12 protein-coding genes are annotated in these 16,013 nt (G+C 69.2%); all 12 read left to right on the plus strand.

The window, feature by feature from the left end; all coding sequences use genetic code 11:
* Window positions 1-263: 263 nt before the first annotated feature.
* A complete protein-coding gene (locus ACXJKQ_RS05130; protein WP_457104683.1) occupies window positions 264-2,036 on the plus strand; it encodes an ethylbenzene dehydrogenase-related protein in 1,773 nt (590 codons plus the stop codon).
* 14 nt (window positions 2,037-2,050) lie between these two features.
* Window positions 2,051-3,088 (plus strand): 2Fe-2S iron-sulfur cluster-binding protein, encoded by a 1,038-nt coding sequence (locus tag ACXJKQ_RS05135; protein WP_457104684.1) that lies wholly within the window; start codon window positions 2,051-2,053, stop codon window positions 3,086-3,088.
* Window positions 3,089-3,163: 75 nt separating this feature from the next.
* On the plus strand, window positions 3,164-3,973 hold the full coding sequence (locus ACXJKQ_RS05140; RefSeq protein WP_457104685.1) for a PstS family phosphate ABC transporter substrate-binding protein: 810 nt from the start codon (window positions 3,164-3,166) through the stop codon (window positions 3,971-3,973).
* On the plus strand, window positions 3,970-6,831 hold the full coding sequence (locus tag ACXJKQ_RS05145; protein WP_457104686.1) for an EAL domain-containing protein: 2,862 nt from the start codon (window positions 3,970-3,972) through the stop codon (window positions 6,829-6,831). Before ACXJKQ_RS05140 ends, ACXJKQ_RS05145 begins: the two co-directional genes overlap by 4 nt.
* Window positions 6,832-7,121: 290 nt before the next feature.
* Window positions 7,122-7,331: a hypothetical protein gene (locus tag ACXJKQ_RS05150; protein WP_457104687.1), complete on the plus strand. Its 210-nt coding sequence runs from the start codon at window positions 7,122-7,124 to the stop codon at window positions 7,329-7,331.
* A gap of 394 nt (window positions 7,332-7,725) precedes the next feature.
* Entirely contained in the window at window positions 7,726-7,866 is a 141-nt protein-coding gene (locus ACXJKQ_RS05155; RefSeq protein ID WP_457104688.1) for a hypothetical protein, read from the plus strand.
* Window positions 7,867-8,359: 493 nt separating this feature from the next.
* Complete coding sequence (locus tag ACXJKQ_RS05160) at window positions 8,360-8,449, plus strand: K(+)-transporting ATPase subunit F (protein WP_017484418.1); 90 nt, start codon at window positions 8,360-8,362, stop codon at window positions 8,447-8,449.
* A gap of 24 nt (window positions 8,450-8,473) precedes the next feature.
* Entirely contained in the window at window positions 8,474-10,189 is a 1,716-nt protein-coding gene (kdpA, locus tag ACXJKQ_RS05165; RefSeq protein ID WP_457104689.1) for a potassium-transporting ATPase subunit KdpA, read from the plus strand.
* 1 nt (window position 10,190) lies between these two features.
* Window positions 10,191-10,388, plus strand: coding sequence for a hypothetical protein (locus tag ACXJKQ_RS05170; RefSeq protein ID WP_457104690.1), 198 nt, complete (start codon window positions 10,191-10,193; stop codon window positions 10,386-10,388).
* A 139-nt stretch (window positions 10,389-10,527) separates the two neighbouring features.
* The gene (gene kdpB / locus ACXJKQ_RS05175; RefSeq protein WP_457104691.1) at window positions 10,528-12,618 is read left to right on the plus strand and encodes a potassium-transporting ATPase subunit KdpB; all 2,091 of its coding nucleotides are present in this window, start codon (window positions 10,528-10,530) and stop codon (window positions 12,616-12,618) included.
* A gap of 22 nt (window positions 12,619-12,640) precedes the next feature.
* On the plus strand, window positions 12,641-13,246 hold the full coding sequence (locus ACXJKQ_RS05180) for a K(+)-transporting ATPase subunit C (RefSeq protein WP_457104692.1): 606 nt from the start codon (window positions 12,641-12,643) through the stop codon (window positions 13,244-13,246).
* Window positions 13,247-13,268: 22 nt separating this feature from the next.
* Window positions 13,269-15,986 (plus strand): ATP-binding protein, encoded by a 2,718-nt coding sequence (locus ACXJKQ_RS05185; RefSeq protein WP_457104693.1) that lies wholly within the window; start codon window positions 13,269-13,271, stop codon window positions 15,984-15,986.
* Window positions 15,987-16,013 lie beyond the last annotated feature (27 nt).

Genomic DNA, 16,013 nt, shown 5'->3' on the forward strand with positions numbered 1-16,013 from the left:
ACCCGCAGCGGTGGGGGATGTTCCGAAGGTCGAGGACACTGCGCAGGTCGGTCCGGCCGATGCCGAGTCCCCTGCCGGACTGCGTTCCGCGCTTGCGCCGGCCCAGCCGCCGGGGTTCCCGGGAGCCGGGCTGGGCTGCGCCGTTAAGCATGTCCGCGGTCGATTCAAGATTGCGGAGCTCGGGTATATGCCGATCGTGGCGTTATGTTTTACAAAGTTCTAACGCATCTCGGCCAATTTGAGTGGGTATTGCGGAGGATCGAATGTCGGAACCGCTGACCCTCTCGTCGCATCCGCTTTCCAGCGCCGAGGTCGTCGCACCACGGCGCGCCGATGCGTCCGCCCGCGCCGAGCGCCGTCCGCGCACCGATACGGGTACGATCGTCATCCACTGGGTCGTCGCCATCGCGATGGTCGCGAGCCTGCTCACAGGGCTTCGGATCTCGGCCGACGCACCCATCGCCCGAACCGCAAAATTCCTCGCACCACTGCTCCCGCAGGGCGAGGTCTGGACGGTTCATTTCGTGGCCGGCCTGACCCTGTTCTTCGGCATCACGGCCTACCTGGTTTATCTCGTGCGCGGGAGGCTCACCGATCGCAACGGCATGACGCGCCTGCGCGCGATTCTGGTCGGCGGCCGGACCAAGGCGGCGCGCAAGGCGCGCTGGGGCGGCGTCAACGTCGCGCTGCACTGGCTGATCTACGCCGTTACGCTCGTCCTGACGGGGACCGGCATCGCGCTCTATCTCGGCTATGGCGGCTGGGTGGTGTGGCTCCACGCCACCTGCGCTCTGGTCGCCCTCGCCTACATCGCCGTTCATACCGTTGCGCATTTCATGTATGGCGGCCTGTGGCAGCTCCTGCGCCTGTTCCGTCCGGCTCCACTGTCCGACGGCGCGGTGCGTCGACGCCGGCCGCTCCTCGCGGCCGCGATCCTGGGCATCCCGGTCGTCGGAGGCCTGGCCTGGGCCGACGTGAAGGGCCGGTCCACTCTGGTGGTGGACAAGGTCGCGGTCGGACCCGACCTCGGAAAGCTCCTGGACGATCCGGTCTGGCGCACCGCCCGTCCGGTTTCGGTCCGGACGATGCAGGGCGCCAATTTCGGAGGCACCGGCGAGACGACCGTCGAGATCCGCGCGGTGCGCGACGCAGCGAACGTCTACTTCGCCTTCCGGTGGTGGGATCCGTCGCGGTCGCTGAAGCGCGTCCCGCTGGTCAAGAAGGATGACGGGTGGCATGTCCTCGACGCCGAAGCGGCCCATGCCGACGTGACCACCTATTACGAGGACAAGCTCGCGGTGATCTTCTCCCGCTCGGACGCTTTCGGCAGTGGCGGCGCCACCCATCTCGGCGCCAGAACCCTGCCTGACGCGCCCGCGCCCCTGAACGGCCGCGGCTACCATTACACCACCGACGGCAGCTACATCGACATGTGGCAATGGAAGTCGGCCCGTGGCGGCATGCTGGGCGTCCTCGAGGATATGCATATCGGGCCGCCGACCGATCCGACAGCGGCCGAGCGGGCGGTCAAGGGCCGCTATCAGGCGGGCTACTGGGGCGACCCCGGCACCAGCGCCTACCGCTACAATTTCCGGTTCGAGGGACCCGGCGGATACACGGGTTCCGTCGAGCCGCTGCGGCTGCCCAAGGACTGGCGCGCCACCGTGGCCAAGCTCGGCACCGTGGATCTCACGCCCGATGCGAGCGCCTCGAAGGGCTCGGCCTGGTGGATGGTCGAGAAGACCGAGACCGTTCCGTATTCCACGGCCGTCGATGCGGAGATTCCGGTGGGCACCGTCATACCGGGTGTACTGCTGACCGACGGCTATACCGGTGACCGGGCCGGCATCTCGGCGGCCGCCGACTGGGCGGACGACCATTGGACGGTCGTGGCCTCGCGCAAGATCGCGACCGGCAGCAAATACGACGTCGATTTCCTGCCCGGCAACACGTTCTACCTGTACGTTTCCGCATTCGACCACACGCAGACCCGCCACACGCGGCACATGCGGCCGGTCGAAGTCCTGCTGCGCTGAGGCGGTCCCGCGGCATGGTCGATCCGGTCGCCCTCGTCATCAATGGCCGGCGCATCAGTGCCAGCGCTGGCCAGACCCTGCTCGATGCCGGTCTGGCGGGTGGCCGGGCGATCCCGCACGATTGCGCGACCGGCCAGTGCGAGACCTGCCGGGTCCGGATCTATGACGGTTCGGTGGACGATGCCGGTACGCGGATCGGCGATACCGTCCTGGCCTGCCGGGCGCGTCTCACCGCCGACACGGTCATCGAATTCGATGAGGTGCCCGACATCGTCCGGCGGAGCGGAACGGTCGACACCGTGACCGAACTGACCGCCGACATCGTCGAAGTCACGGTCGCGATGCGCAGACGGCTGTCCTACCTTCCCGGGCAGTACGTGCGGGTCGCCTTCGCGGGCCTGCCGCCGCGCGACTACAGTCCGACCCTGCGCGCCGATGGATCCGGCGAGCTGAACGAGCTGATCTTTCAGATCCGTCGCCAAGCCGGCGGCGCGGTGTCGCCGCATCTCGGCGGGCGGATCGGGCTCGGGACGGCCGTGAAGGTCGAGGGTCCCTTCGGGAGCGCTTTTCACAGACTCGGGCGCGGTCGCCTCGTCGTCGTCTCATCCGGCGTCGGATGGGCGCCGGCTTGGGCCGTCGCCCGCGCGAGCCGCCTGCGCGAGCCCGACCGTGACCTCGTCGTCGTGGCCGGCGCGCGTAACCCGCAGAATCTCTACATGCGTTCGGCACTGGATTGGCTGCGCGACCGGGGGGCGACGACGATCCTGACCTGCAGCGGCGGCTATCCCCCCGCCGATGCACGCTCCGGGCGGCCGACGCTCCATCTGCCGATGCTCACGCGGGACGATACCGTCGTCGCCGCAGGGGTTCCGGACATGGTCGCCGCCGTCCAGTTCCTGGCAGCGGCCGCCGGTGCGACCTGTTACGCCGATCCATTCTACGCGGCTGACCGCAGCCTTGAGGCGGCCGAGCCGTCTGAAACAAACTTCTTTCAGCGCTTTCTACAGCGCGTGACAGGTAATCGGACCGCTAAAACGGATCCAGTCGCCTAGCAAATCGTCAACCACAGCTTGATTGCGATGTATCCGGTGACTCGAAGTTAAGCATTCGAGTCTCATTATGCCGGAATGTCAACGCTGTCCTTCGGTCTTCGGCGTCTCTCGGCAGTCGCCCTCGCCCTCCTCCTCCAGTCGATCGCCGTCCGGGCGGAGGAGCTTCCAATCGTTGGGACCGGTGACGGAATCGAGATGCTGCAGGCTGTCGCGACCGCCTACAATGCCCAGGCCGGCGAGGCCCGCGTGTCGGTGCCGCCGAGCATCGGCTCCGGCGGCGCCGTGGCCGCCGTTGGTGGCGAGCGCCAGAGGCTCGGTCGGGTCGCGCGCCCGCTCACTGAGGCGGAAAAGGCGCAGGGGCTCGTCGAAGTTCCATTGATCCGCATACCGTCCGCGGTCTTCGTGCATCGCGGTGCCGGCGTGACCAACCTGACGAGCGACCAAGTCGCGGCCATTTTCGCGGGCAAGACGGAGAATTGGAGCGCGCTCGGCGGCTCCGATCTCAAGATCCGGGTGGTTCGCCGCGAGGACACGGACAGCACGCTCTCGGTGCTCCGGTCCACCATGCCGGGCTGGCGTGACCTCGTCCTGACCAGCCGTTCGAAGACCGCGACCACCACCCAGGACGCGATCGAGACCGTTCGGCAGACGCCCGGGGCGATCGGCTTCGGACCGTTCTCCCCGGCCCTGTCGGACGATCTCGTCGTCCTGTCGATCGACGGAAGGGCGCCGCGCGATCCGGCCTACCCGAGCGCGGTTACCCTGGCCCTCATCTACAAGCTCGCCACCCGGGATGCTGCAACCTCCGCCTTCCTCGCCTTCGCCACATCCGATCGCGCGGCGCAGGTGATGGCGGAGCGGGGTGGCGCCCCGCTCAAGCCGTGACGGGCACCGTCTTCTCGCGATCTCTGCGCGCGCGCCTCGTCGGCGCCACGCTTTCCACGGCTGCCATCGCCCTCGCAGCCCTGGTCTTCCTCGTCGTTCTCAGCTCGGGGCAGACGCTGCGGGACCAGGCCCAGGAGGTCTCGAACTGGTCGGAGGCTCAGTTGTCGGACCGCCTCCTGAGCGATGCCAAGCTGGCCGCCGCCCGGCTCCAGATGCAGCGAGAGGACGTGGAGCGGCGCTTCGCCACCATGGCGAAGCGCTGGGATGTGGCCAATGCGGTCTTCTCGGGCAACACGGTGGCGGCGTCCGAACTGATGCGGCCCGCCCTGGCGCTGGCCGATCTGGACGGCGCGATCGCGTTCGACCTGAACTTGCGCGCCCTGACGGCCGACCGGGTCGATGCGGACCTGCTCGCGGCCAACACGGCACTCGGCACGATCCCCCTCGCCGCTTCCTTGCGCACCATGATGGCGCGCAACGACCGCGATCATGCGGACGGATTCGTGTCGTCCCTCCGGTGGGACCACACCTTGGCGCGCGCGCTGGCGGCCGATGAATCGGGCGCGGTCGCCGACATCTTCGGGCAGCCGCTCTTCGACGAGTTCGGCGAGGTGATCGGCGGGTTGATCGGCTATCGCATCCTGCGCGCCCGCGAGCCGATCCTGGCGGCCTTCTCGGCGCTGAGCGGGCGCGACGTGCTCATTCTGGCGGGCCAGCGCCTCCTGTCCTCGTCCGGCGCCGCCACCGCCGGCGCTTGGCTCGGCGATGTGTCCCGGGCCGAACTGCATCCTGTCGTCGGTTCTGAGAAGGTTGCCCGCTGTCTTCCGCAGGTGCCGGACATCCGGCTCTGCGTCGCGGCGCCTCTCCGGGAACTGCAACAGCTCACCGGCAAGGTCGTCGGAATTGGAGAAGAGAGTTCCCGCTCGCTCCTGAAGACGCTCAGCATCGTCGCCGGGCTGACGCTTTGCCTGGTCGCGGTGGTGCTGCTCATCCTGTCCAGCCGGATCACCCGCCCGCTGGTGCGCATCACACAGACCGTCTCCGAGGTGGCGCGCGGGAATTGGCACGTCAGCGTGCCGGATGTCGACCGCGAGGACGAAGTCGGCGACATCGCCCGCGCTGTCGTCGTGCTCGAACAATCCCTCTCCGAGCGAGACCAGCTGCGCAACGATGTGTTCCGGAAGAACACCATCCTGACGGAACGCGAGCGGCAGCTCCAGGAGCAGAATGCCCGCTTCGATGCGGCGTTGAACAACATGTCGCAGGGGCTGTGCATGTTCGGCGCCAGTGGGCGCCTCAAGGTCTTCAACGCGCAGTTCTGCCGGATCTACGGGATCGCGCCGGACGCGCTCGAGACCGAGCCGACCTACGCCGAGGTGCGCCGGCTGGCCGGTCTCGCGGATCAATCCGGCGTGGAGATCGGTCCCCACGGACGGACCATCACCAAGACCCTCGCCGACGGCCGGTGCGTCGAGATCACCGTCGAGCCGATGACGGACGGAGGCTGGGTAGAGACACACGAAGACGTCACGGCGAGCGTCACCGCTCAGGCCCGCATTACCCATCTGGCGACCCACGATGCCCTCACCGGGCTCTCGAATCGCGCGCTCCTGGCCGACCGCTTGGCGGCGGCCTTTTCGGATCGTGCCCGCGGCGGCCGGCCGGTCACCGTGGTCTGCCTCGACCTCGACGACTTCAAGGGCATCAACGACACCCTCGGGCACCCGGCCGGCGACGAGCTGCTCCGGCAGGTGGGCCAGCGCTTGACCACTCTGTGCCCGCCCGGCGGCACCGTCGCGCGTCTCGGCGGCGACGAGTTCGCCCTGGTCCTGTGCGAAGGGGATCGCTCGGAGAGGGTGCTCGCGCTGGCGGAGGAGATCCTGGCGCAACTCAGGCGCCCGTTCCTCCTCGCCGGCCAGTTCGTCTCCGTCGACGGCAGCCTCGGGATCGCCGCTTCGGCCCCGGAGGATGCCGACGGCGACGATCTCCTCCGCCGGGCCGACGTCGCCCTCTACGTCGCCAAGGCGGAGGGCGGCCGGCGCGTCCGCACGTTCGAGCCGGAGATGGAGGAGCGCCAGAACCAGCGGCGGTGGCTGGAGCGTGAGCTGCGGCTCGCGATCGGCGCCCAGCAGATCGAGCTTCACTATCAGCCGCTGTTCGACCTCGCGACGAACGCGGTGACGAGCTTCGAGGCCCTGGCCCGCTGGAACCACCCCGAGCGGGGGATGATCTCGCCGGGCGAATTCATTCCGGTCGCCGAGGCGACCGGGCTGATCGACGACCTCGGCGCCTACGTCCTGAAGCGCGCCTGCGCGGACGCGATGGGATGGCCGGGAAACCTGCGCGTCGCAGTCAACATCTCGCCGATCCAGTTCCGCGAAGGCAATCTCGACCAGTTCGTCGAGGAGGTTCTGCGTGCGACCCGGCTGCCGAGCCAGCGCCTCGAACTCGAGATCACCGAGTCGGTGATCCTGAGCCAGGACCAAACGAGTTTCGACATGCTGACGCGGCTGCGCCGCCTCGGCGTGCGGTTCTCCATGGACGATTTCGGGACCGGCTATTCGTCCCTCAGCTCGCTCAACACTTTCCGCTTCGACAAGATCAAGCTGGATCAGTCGTTCGTCCGGAATTTGCTCGAGAAGGACGAAGCGGCCGCGATCGTCCACGTCGTGGCCGAACTGGGCCGCAGCCTGAAGATCACCACCACCGCCGAGGGCGTCGAGACGCCGGAGCAGCTTGCACGTCTGCGGGCGAGCGGGTTCTCCGAAGTGCAGGGCTATCTCCTGAGCAGGCCGATCCCCGCCGCCGGCGTAGCGGCCTTCATCCTGGCGCAGGACAGGCACAACGCCGCCGCATAGTTTGAGCGTACGGAGGCCGATCCGACGGGGGATCGAGCGCGGATCAGTCTGCTGCGACAGGTCGACGCCACAGCCGCACCGACCCTGCAGAGCCCCGAAAGCTGCTGTCGACCCGCGGGACCGTCAGACCGCGGGCTTCGGTATCGGCGAACGGTCGGTCGAGCCCTGTCGATCCGGGACGCCTTCGAACGATCTCGGTCCTCTCCCGCCCGGGACGCATCGGTGCCATGCCCGGGATGGACGTGGCGCGCGTACAAGAAGGTGTATCCTCCGTGAAAACGGAGGAAATGATGGCCTACAAGATCACTTTTCGCCGGGGAAAACGCGAAAGCTTCACCAAGCTGTGGCCGTGCGACCTCGAGGCGGCGACGGCGTACGCGCTGGCACAACTCCCTGTCCAGAATCGGGAAAACGGCGCGACATCGGTGAGCGTCGTCTGCGAGCGGACCGGCGAAGTCGTGTTCAGCTCCACCGAGCAGCCCGAGCCCGCGACGGCGTAGGGCGGATTCCGGTCGCATCGTGACCGGGAGCCAAGGCCGGTATCCCGTGCGAAGAGCCGCGGGATCAGGTCCGACGGACGGGCCGCAACGGAGGAGACCGCATCATGCCGTCAGACCCGGCCCGGCCGCCCGAGCCTCCTGCCGCAACCTCGGGCAAGGACGACCTCGTGTTCGGCGCGTACAGCTCCCCACCCTGCTTCCTGCACGAACTCGATCCGAGCTACCTCAGTCCGGCCGACGCGGCCGCCGCAGAATCGCGGACGACCGCAGCGGATGCCGCCGGTCCGTTTCCTGATGACATCCCTATGCCGGACGGCCCTCGGTCGTCTTGGTCCCTCACGGCCGACGCGGAAAGGATCGCGCCATCGGGCACCGGCCCGGATGGAGCCTCCGCATGCAGACCGTCCGCCACATCCTCGCCGCGTGCGGGGCCGACCGCGCCTTCGCGCTGACGATCGTCGCGCTCGGCGCGTGGTCAGCCTTGTCTCTCGGGCTACTTGCCCTGAACACCTTCGAACCCACGCTCGTCCCTTGAGTGCCAGAGCGTCGGAGGTCGATCCGCCGTTTGCCTCGCGCGCGCCGATCGCCCGTACTGCTTCCGAGCCAATCCCCTGCCTTATCGAACCCGTCGAAGGCCGCTGCGAGATTTGCGGCTTGGGCTTTGGCGGTGTCCGGGGGCGAGCCGCAGGTGTCGTCCGGGTGGGCCGCGCCCAATGGCGTGACCTTTGTCCGGATGCGGCCCGGCTGACGGCGCCGGCAGCCTGCCCCGGTCTGCGGACGAGCTTCCGCGGAGAGGCTCACTCCTAACACGTCCCTTATAAGTTCCGGCGCGGCCCTCGCTCGAACCCTAACGCGGTTCCCGGCCACAAGCATGGTCGGCCAAGCCCGGTCGCGGAGCCTCCGCGGCCGGTGCGCCGAACGGACCCGACCACCATGCTCGACATCGTCTTCCTCGCCGGAGGGCTCGCCTTCTTTACGGCCGCAGCCGGCTACGCGGCCGCCTGCGAGCGGCTCTGAGAGAGGCCGCCATGACCCTCGACCTCGCCCTCGGCGCCCTCGTGACCGCGGGCCTCCTCGTCTACCTCACCTACGCCCTCGTCCGCCCCGAGCGGTTCTGAGCGGCCCCTGACGGACCTCCCCCCATGACCCTCAATGGCTGGATCCAGATCGCGCTTTACGGCGCGGTCGTTCTGGCGCTCGTGAAGCCGCTCGGGGCCTACATGACCCGCGTCTTCACCGGAGAGCGCACTGTCCTCTCGCCCGTGCTCGGACCGATCGAGCGCGGGCTCTACCGCGTGTCCGGAATCGATGCCCGCCAGGAGCAGCATTGGCTGGCCTACACGGGCGCGGTCATCCTGTTCCACGTGCTGGGTTTCGCGGTGCTCTACGCGATCCTGCGGCTGCAGGCCGTCCTGCCGCTCAACCCGGCCGATCAGACCGCGGTGGCGCCGGACCTCGCGTTCAACACCGCGACCAGCTTCATCACCAACACCAACTGGCAATCCTACGGGGGCGAGACCACGCTCTCGTACCTGTCGCAGATGTTGGGGCTGACGCACCAGAACTTCCTGTCGGCGGCGACCGGCATCGCGGTGGCGGTGGCGCTGATCCGTGGGTTCGCCCGCGCGTCCTCCGGCACGATCGGCTCGTTCTGGGTCGATGTGACCCGCGCGACCCTCTACGTGCTCCTGCCGATCTGCGTGCCCTACACGCTGTTCCTCGTCTGGCAGGGCATGCCGCAGACGCTCTCGCCCTCCATCGACGCGACGACGCTGGAGGGCGCCTGGCAGACCATCGCGCTGGGGCCGGTGGCGAGCCAAGTGGCGATCAAGATGCTCGGCACCAACGGCGGCGGCTTCTTCAACGTCAACGCCGCCCACCCGTTCGAGAATCCCACCGCCCTGTCGAACTTCGTCCAGATGGTCTCGATCTTCGCGATCGGCGCCGCCCTCACCAACGTCTTCGGCCGCATGGTCGGCGACGAGCGGCAGGGCTGGGCGATCCTCGGCGCCATGGGGATCCTGTTCCTCGCGGGCGTCGCCGTCACCTACTGGGCCGAGGCCCACGGCAGCTCGGTGCTCAACGGCTTCGGGCTGACCGGCGGCAACATGGAAGGCAAGGAAGTCCGCTTCGGAATCGCGGCCTCGGCGCTGTTCGCGGTGATCACCACCGCGGCGTCCTGCGGGGCCGTCAACGCCATGCACGACTCGTTCACCGCGCTCGGCGGCCTGATCCCGCTGCTCAACATGCAGCTCGGCGAGATCATCATCGGGGGCGTCGGCGCCGGCCTCTACGGCATGCTGATCTTCGTGATCGTGGCGATCTTCGTTGCGGGCCTGATGGTCGGCCGCACCCCCGAATACCTCGGCAAGAAGATCGAGGCGAAGGATGTGAAGATGGCCATGCTCGGCATCCTCTGCCTGCCGCTGATGATGCTGGGCTTCACCGCCCTCGCGACCGTCCTGCCGGCGGGGCTCGCCGGCCCGGCCAATGCCGGCCCGCACGGCTTCACCGAGATCCTCTACGCCTACACGTCGGCGGCGGCCAACAACGGCTCGGCCTTCGGCGGGCTGTCGGCCAACACGCTATTCTACGACAGCACCCTGGCCATCGGCATGCTGGTGGGTCGATTCTTCGTGAAGATCCCGGTCCTGGCCATCGCCGGCTCGCTCGCCGCCAAGAAGACGGTCCCGGCTTCCGCAGGTACGTTCCCGACCCATGGCGGCCTGTTCGTCGGGCTCCTTGTCGGTGTGATCCTGATCATTGGCGGCCTGACCTTCTTCCCGTCGCTGGCGCTCGGCCCCGTGGTCGAGCACCTCGCGGGCGCGGCCGGCCAGACCTTCGCGACGGGAGGCTGAGATGCCGCGCGCGCTCTCCTCCCGACGCATGCCGCGCCATCACCTCGCGCTGCACCGGCCGCCGTCCCGGCGGGGCCGGGCCGCGCCGCAGCCGGTGCGGACCTCCGACCTCGTGCTGGCGCTCCTCGGCGTCGTGCTGCTCGGCGGCTTCGCACTCCTGGCGGCTTACGGTCTGACCCTCGGTCCGCCGGGGGGCTGAGCCTCACCTTCGTCATCGCGAGCGCAGCGAAGCGACCCGAGCCGGCTCGACGCCGCCGAACGTGACGCTGCCCTGGATTGCGTCGCTCCGCTCGCAAGGACGGCGAGCCCCACTTCAATCTTCCCTTCGGACATCCCCCATGTCGCGCCAGACATCATCCCTCTTCAGTGCCGCCTTGATCGGGCCGGCCCTCCTCGGCTCCGTCAGGAAGCTCGATCCCCGCGCCATGATCCGCAACCCGGTCATGTTCGTGGTCGAGGTCGTGGCGGCCCTGACCACGGTCCTGTTCGCCCGCGACCTCGTCACCGGCGGCAGCGATCTCGCCTTCTCCGGCCAGATCATCCTCTGGCTGTGGTTCACCCTGATCTTCGCCAACTTCGCCGAGGCGCTCGCCGAGGGCCGCGGCAAGGCCCAGGCCGACAGCCTGCGGCGGACGCGCACCGAGATGACCGCCAAGCGCCTCAAGGGTCCCGGCGGCGCCTACGAGACGGTCCCCGGCACCGCTCTCAAGGTCGGCGACGTCGTTCTGGTCGAGGCGGGTGAGCTCATCCCCTCCGACGGCGAGGTGATCGAGGGCGTGGCCTCCGTCAACGAGGCCGCGATCACGGGCGAGTCCGCCCCGGTGATCCGCGAATCCGGCGGCGACCGCTCGGCGGTGACCGGCGGCACCCAGGTGCTGTCGGACGCCATCAAGGTCCGCATCACGGCCGCGGCCGGTTCAACCTTCGTCGACCGCATGATCGCCCTGGTCGAGGGCGCGTCGCGCCAGAAGACGCCGAATGAGATCGCTCTCAACATTCTGCTCGCCGGGCTGACCATCGTGTTCGTCTTCGCGGTGGCTTCGATCCCGAGCTTCGCGAGCTACGCGGGCGGCGCTATTCCCGTGATCGTGCTGGTGGCCCTGTTCGTCACCTTGATTCCGACGACGATCGGCGCGCTGCTCTCGGCGATCGGCATCGCCGGCATGGACCGGCTGGTGCGCTTCAACGTCCTCGCCATGTCGGGCCGCGCCGTCGAGGCGGCGGGCGACGTCGACACCCTGCTCCTCGACAAGACCGGCACGATCACGCTCGGCAACCGGCAGGCCACCGAGTTCCGCCCGGTCTCGGGCGTGACCGAGGCGGAACTCGCCGACGCAGCGCAACTCGCCTCCCTGGCGGACGAGACGCCGGAGGGACGCTCAATCGTCGTGCTCGCCAAGGAAAAGTACGGCATCCGCGCCCGCGACATGGCCGCGCTCAACGCGACCTTCGTGCCGTTCACCGCGCAGTCCCGCATGTCGGGCGTCGACCTGGAAAGCGCGTCGATCCGTAAGGGCGCGGTGGACGCGGTGATCGCCTCGCTATCGGGCCAGCCCGTGGCGAGCCGCGGCTCGAATGCCGCACTCGCCTTCCAGCCGGCGCCGGAAACGCCGGCGGTTCGGGAAATCCGCGCCATCGCGGAGGAGATCGGCAGGGCCGGCGGCACGCCCCTCGCGGTGGCCCGAGACGGCCGGCTCCTCGGTGTCGTCTACCTTAAGGACATCGTGAAGGGCGGGATCCGGGAGCGTTTCGCCGAGCTGCGCCAGATGGGCATCCGCACGGTGATGATCACCGGCGACAACCCCATGACCGCGGCCGCCATCGCGGCGGAGGCCGGGGTCGACGACTTCCTGGCCCAGGCCACACCCGAGGACAAGCTCGCCCTGATCCGCGCGGAGCAGGCACACGGCAAGCTCGTCGCCATGTGCGGCGACGGTACCAACGATGCCCCGGCCCTGGCTCAGGCCGACGTCGGCGTCGCGATGAATACCGGCACGGTGGCGGCCCGCGAGGCCGGCAACATGGTCGATCTCGACAGTGACCCGACCAAGCTCATCGAGATCGTCGGCATCGGCAAGCAGCTGCTGATGACCCGCGGCGCCCTGACCACCTTCTCCATCGCCAACGATGTGGCCAAGTATTTTGCCATCATCCCGGCGATGTTTTTGGGTCTCTACCCGCAGCTCCAGGCGCTCAACGTCATGCACTTGGCCTCGCCCCAGAGCGCGATCCTGTCGGCGATCATCTTCAACGCGCTGATCATCGTGGCGCTGATCCCGCTGGCACTCCGCGGCGTCACCTACCGCGCCGTCGGCGCCGCCGCGCTCCTGCGCCGAAACCTGCTGATCTACGGGCTCGGCGGCGTCCTGGTGCCCTTCGTCGGCATCAAGGCGATCGACCTCGCCGTCAGCGCCCTTCACCTCGTCTGAACCGGTCCATCGGAGACCCGCCATGCTGAAACAGCTTCGCCCCGCCCTGGTCCTGCTCACCGCGCTCACGGCGATCACCGGCCTCGCCTATCCCCTCGCCATCACCGGTCTCGCCGGCGCCATCTTCCCCGCCAAGGCCGCCGGCAGCCTGATCGAGCGCGACGGCACGGTCATCGGCTCCAGCCTGATCGGCCAGACCTTCACTGGCGCCGGCTACTTCCACGGCCGGCCCTCCGCGACGACGGCCCCGGATCCTGCCGACGCCGCCAAGACGGTACCGGCGCCCTATAACGCGTCGAACTCTTCGGGCTCGAATCTCGGCCCGACCAGCGCGGCACTCGCCGAGCGCGTGAAGGGCGACCTCGTCGCGCTGAAGGCCGAGAATGGGGGGGCGCCCGTCCCGGTCGATCTCGTCACGGCGAGCGGCTCGGGTCTGGACCCGGACATCTCGCCGGAGGCCGCCTACTTCCAGGTTCCCCGGGTCGCCGAAAACCGCAAGATCCCGGAGGCGAAGCTGCGCGACCTCGTAACCTCGCGTATCGAGGGCCGCATGCTGGGCATCCTGGGTGAGCCACGCGTCAACGTCCAGACGCTCAACCTCGCCCTCGACGCCCTCGCCCGCCCCTGAGCGGCGTCCATGTAGAGGGACCATGCCGGAGACCGGTCGCGACCCCACTCGTCCCTCGCCCGAGGCGCTCCTCGAGGCGGCGCGCCGGGAGGAACGGACGCGCGGCCGGCTCAAGGTGTTCCTCGGCGCAGCCCCGGGCGTCGGCAAGACCTACGAGATGCTCACCGTCGGCCGTGCCCGGCTGAAGGTCGGGACCGACGTCGTCGTGGGCGTCGTCGAGACCCATGGGCGGGCCGAGACCGAGGCCCTCCTCGACGGGTTCGAGGTGATCGCGCGCCGCCCCGTGCCATACCATGGCACGGTCCTGGAGGAGATGGATCTCGACGCGCTCCTCGCCCGCCGCCCGGCCCTGGCGCTCGTCGACGAATTCGCCCACACGAACGCGCCCGGGTCGCGGCACCCCAAGCGCTATCAAGATGTCGAGGAGCTGCTCGACGCCGGCATCGACGTCCTCACGACGTTGAACATCCAGCATGTGGAGAGCCTCAACGACGTCGTCGCCGCGATCACCCGCATCCGGGTCCGCGAGACCGTGCCGGACGGGATGCTCGACCGGGCCGACGACATCGAGGTGGTCGACCTCAATCCGGACGACCTGATCCAGCGCCTGAAGGACGGGAAGGTCTATGTCCCGACCAATGCCGAGCGGGCGCTGAAGCACTACTTCTCCCGCGGAAACCTGACCGCCCTCCGGGAACTGGCGCTCCGGCGGACGGCAGACCGGGTCGACGACGAGTTGCTCGGCCACATGCGGGCCAACGCCATCGCCGGACCCTGGGCGGCCGGGGAGCGCGTCCTGGTCTGCGTGAACGAGGATCCGCGCTCGTCCGGCTTGGTGCGCTACGCCAAGCGGCTCGCCGATCGCCTGCACGCGCCGTGGACCGCCCTCTCGATCGAGGGGCCGCGTGCACCGTTTCGCAGCGAGACGGAGCGCGACCGGATCGCCGAGGCGCTACGGCTCGCCGACCGTCTTGGGGGCGACGCGGTGACCCTGCCGGGCGGCCGGCGCGTCGCCGACGACGTGATCGACTATGCCCGGTCGGCCAACGTGAACCATATCGTGGTGGGCAAGGCGAACCGCTCGTGGCTGTTCGAACTCCTGAACGGGTCCGTGGTGCACGACCTCGTTCGCCGCAGCGGCAACATCAGCGTGCACGTGGTCCCCGGCGAGGCGGTCCCCGACGAGCAGGCGCCGCGCCGCGCCGTGACGACGGCGATCCCGCGCCCGGGATTCGAGGCGCTGCCCTACGGGATCGCGATTGCCGCAATCGGCGCCGGACTCGGGACTGCGCTCCTGGCCGAGCCCTATGCCGGCGTCGAGAACGCCGATCTGTTCCTGCTCACCGCCATCGTGGCGGTGGCGGTCCGATGGGGCCGGGGACCAGCCCTCGCCGCCGTGGTCGCGGCCTCGCTCGCCTACAACTTCTTCTTTCTGCCGCCGGTCTACACGCTCACGATCGCGGACCCGACGAACGTCGCCGCATTCCTCCTCTTCACCCTGGTGGCCGTTTTGGTCTCCAACCTGGCCTCGCGCGCCCGGGGGGTCGCCGTCATCAGCCAGGGACGCGCCCGGGCGACGGAGCGTCTGTTCGGCTTCTCACGGAAGCTCGCCGCCTGCGGCAGCCTCGACGACGTGCTCTGGGCCACCAGCGCCCAGGTCGCGGCGATGCTGAAGGTCCGCGTCGTCCTCCTCCTGCCCGATGGCGAGGCGGTCTCCGTGATGGCCGGCTACCCGCCGGAGGACCGGCTGGACGCCGCCGACGTGGCGGCCGCGCAGTGGGCCTTCGACAAAGACAGGCCGGCCGGGCGCGGCGCCGACACGTTGCCAGGCGCCAAGCGCCTGTTCCTGCCGATGCGGACCGGGCGTGGCACGATCGGCGTGATCGGCCTCGATGTGGACGGCTCTGGGCCGATCCTGACACCCGAGGGCCGGCGCCTGCTCGACGCCCTGGCCGACATGGGCGCCCTTGCGATCGAGCGGGTGCGGCTGGTGGAGGATCTCGACCGCGCCGAGCGCGCCGCGGAGACCGACCGCCTGCGTCAGGCGCTGCTCACCTCGATCAGTCACGACCTGCGCACGCCCCTCGCCTCGGTCCTGGGTGCGGCCAGCACGCTGCGCGACCTCGACGCGGCGCTGCCGCCCGAAGCCAAGGCGGAACTCCTGGCCACGATCATCGACGAATCGGAGCGACTCAACAGGTTCATCGCCAACCTCCTCGACATGACGCGCCTCGAGGCCGGTGCGGTGGCGCCGAACCTCTCCGCGCAGGACGTCGCCGAGACCGTCGACACCGCCCTGCGACGCACACAGAAGGTCATGTCTGAGCATCGGGTCGTCGTGGAGGTGGCCGCGGACCTGCCGCCGCTGGCCCTCGATCCGGTCCTGTTCGAGCAGGTTCTGGTCAACCTCCTCGACAACGCCGCCAAATACGCCCCCGAAGGCTCCACCGTGACCGTGCGGGCGCGCCGCCAAGGCGACCGGATCCTGATCGCGATCCTCGACGAGGGCGAGGGCCTGCCGGAGGCGGATGTCGAGCGGGTCTTCGACAAGTTCTACCGCGTGCGGAAGGGCGACCGCGTCCGGGCCGGCACCGGTCTGGGCCTCGCCATCTCGCGCGGTTTCGTCGAGGCGATGGGCGGCACCGTCACGGCCGGGAACCGCCCAGACCGGAGCGGGGCTTGTTTCACCGTCAGCCTGCCCGTTCCGGCCGGAGGCACGCTGGAGGTGACAGCCGCATGAGGCTCGCGATGCGAACCCCAGGGTCCT

The sequence above is a fragment of the Methylobacterium sp. P5_C11 genome (assembly GCF_054049775.1).

Bases quoted from the DNA above. Each gene is read 5' to 3' on its own strand.
- ACXJKQ_RS05130 (WP_457104683.1), top strand. From the start codon at position 264: ATGTCGGAACCGCTGACCCTCTCGTCGCATCCGCTTTCCAGCGCCGAG.
- ACXJKQ_RS05135 (WP_457104684.1), top strand. From the start codon at position 2,051: ATGGTCGATCCGGTCGCCCTCGTCATCAATGGCCGGCGCATCAGTGCC.
- ACXJKQ_RS05140 (WP_457104685.1), top strand. From the start codon at position 3,164: ATGTCAACGCTGTCCTTCGGTCTTCGGCGTCTCTCGGCAGTCGCCCTC.
- ACXJKQ_RS05150 (WP_457104687.1), top strand. From the start codon at position 7,122: ATGGCCTACAAGATCACTTTTCGCCGGGGAAAACGCGAAAGCTTCACC.
- ACXJKQ_RS05155 (WP_457104688.1), top strand. From the start codon at position 7,726: ATGCAGACCGTCCGCCACATCCTCGCCGCGTGCGGGGCCGACCGCGCC.
- ACXJKQ_RS05160 (WP_017484418.1), top strand. From the start codon at position 8,360: ATGACCCTCGACCTCGCCCTCGGCGCCCTCGTGACCGCGGGCCTCCTC.
- kdpA (WP_457104689.1), top strand. From the start codon at position 8,474: ATGACCCTCAATGGCTGGATCCAGATCGCGCTTTACGGCGCGGTCGTT.
- ACXJKQ_RS05170 (WP_457104690.1), top strand. From the start codon at position 10,191: ATGCCGCGCGCGCTCTCCTCCCGACGCATGCCGCGCCATCACCTCGCG.
- kdpB (WP_457104691.1), top strand. From the start codon at position 10,528: ATGTCGCGCCAGACATCATCCCTCTTCAGTGCCGCCTTGATCGGGCCG.
- ACXJKQ_RS05180 (WP_457104692.1), top strand. From the start codon at position 12,641: ATGCTGAAACAGCTTCGCCCCGCCCTGGTCCTGCTCACCGCGCTCACG.
- ACXJKQ_RS05185 (WP_457104693.1), top strand. From the start codon at position 13,269: ATGCCGGAGACCGGTCGCGACCCCACTCGTCCCTCGCCCGAGGCGCTC.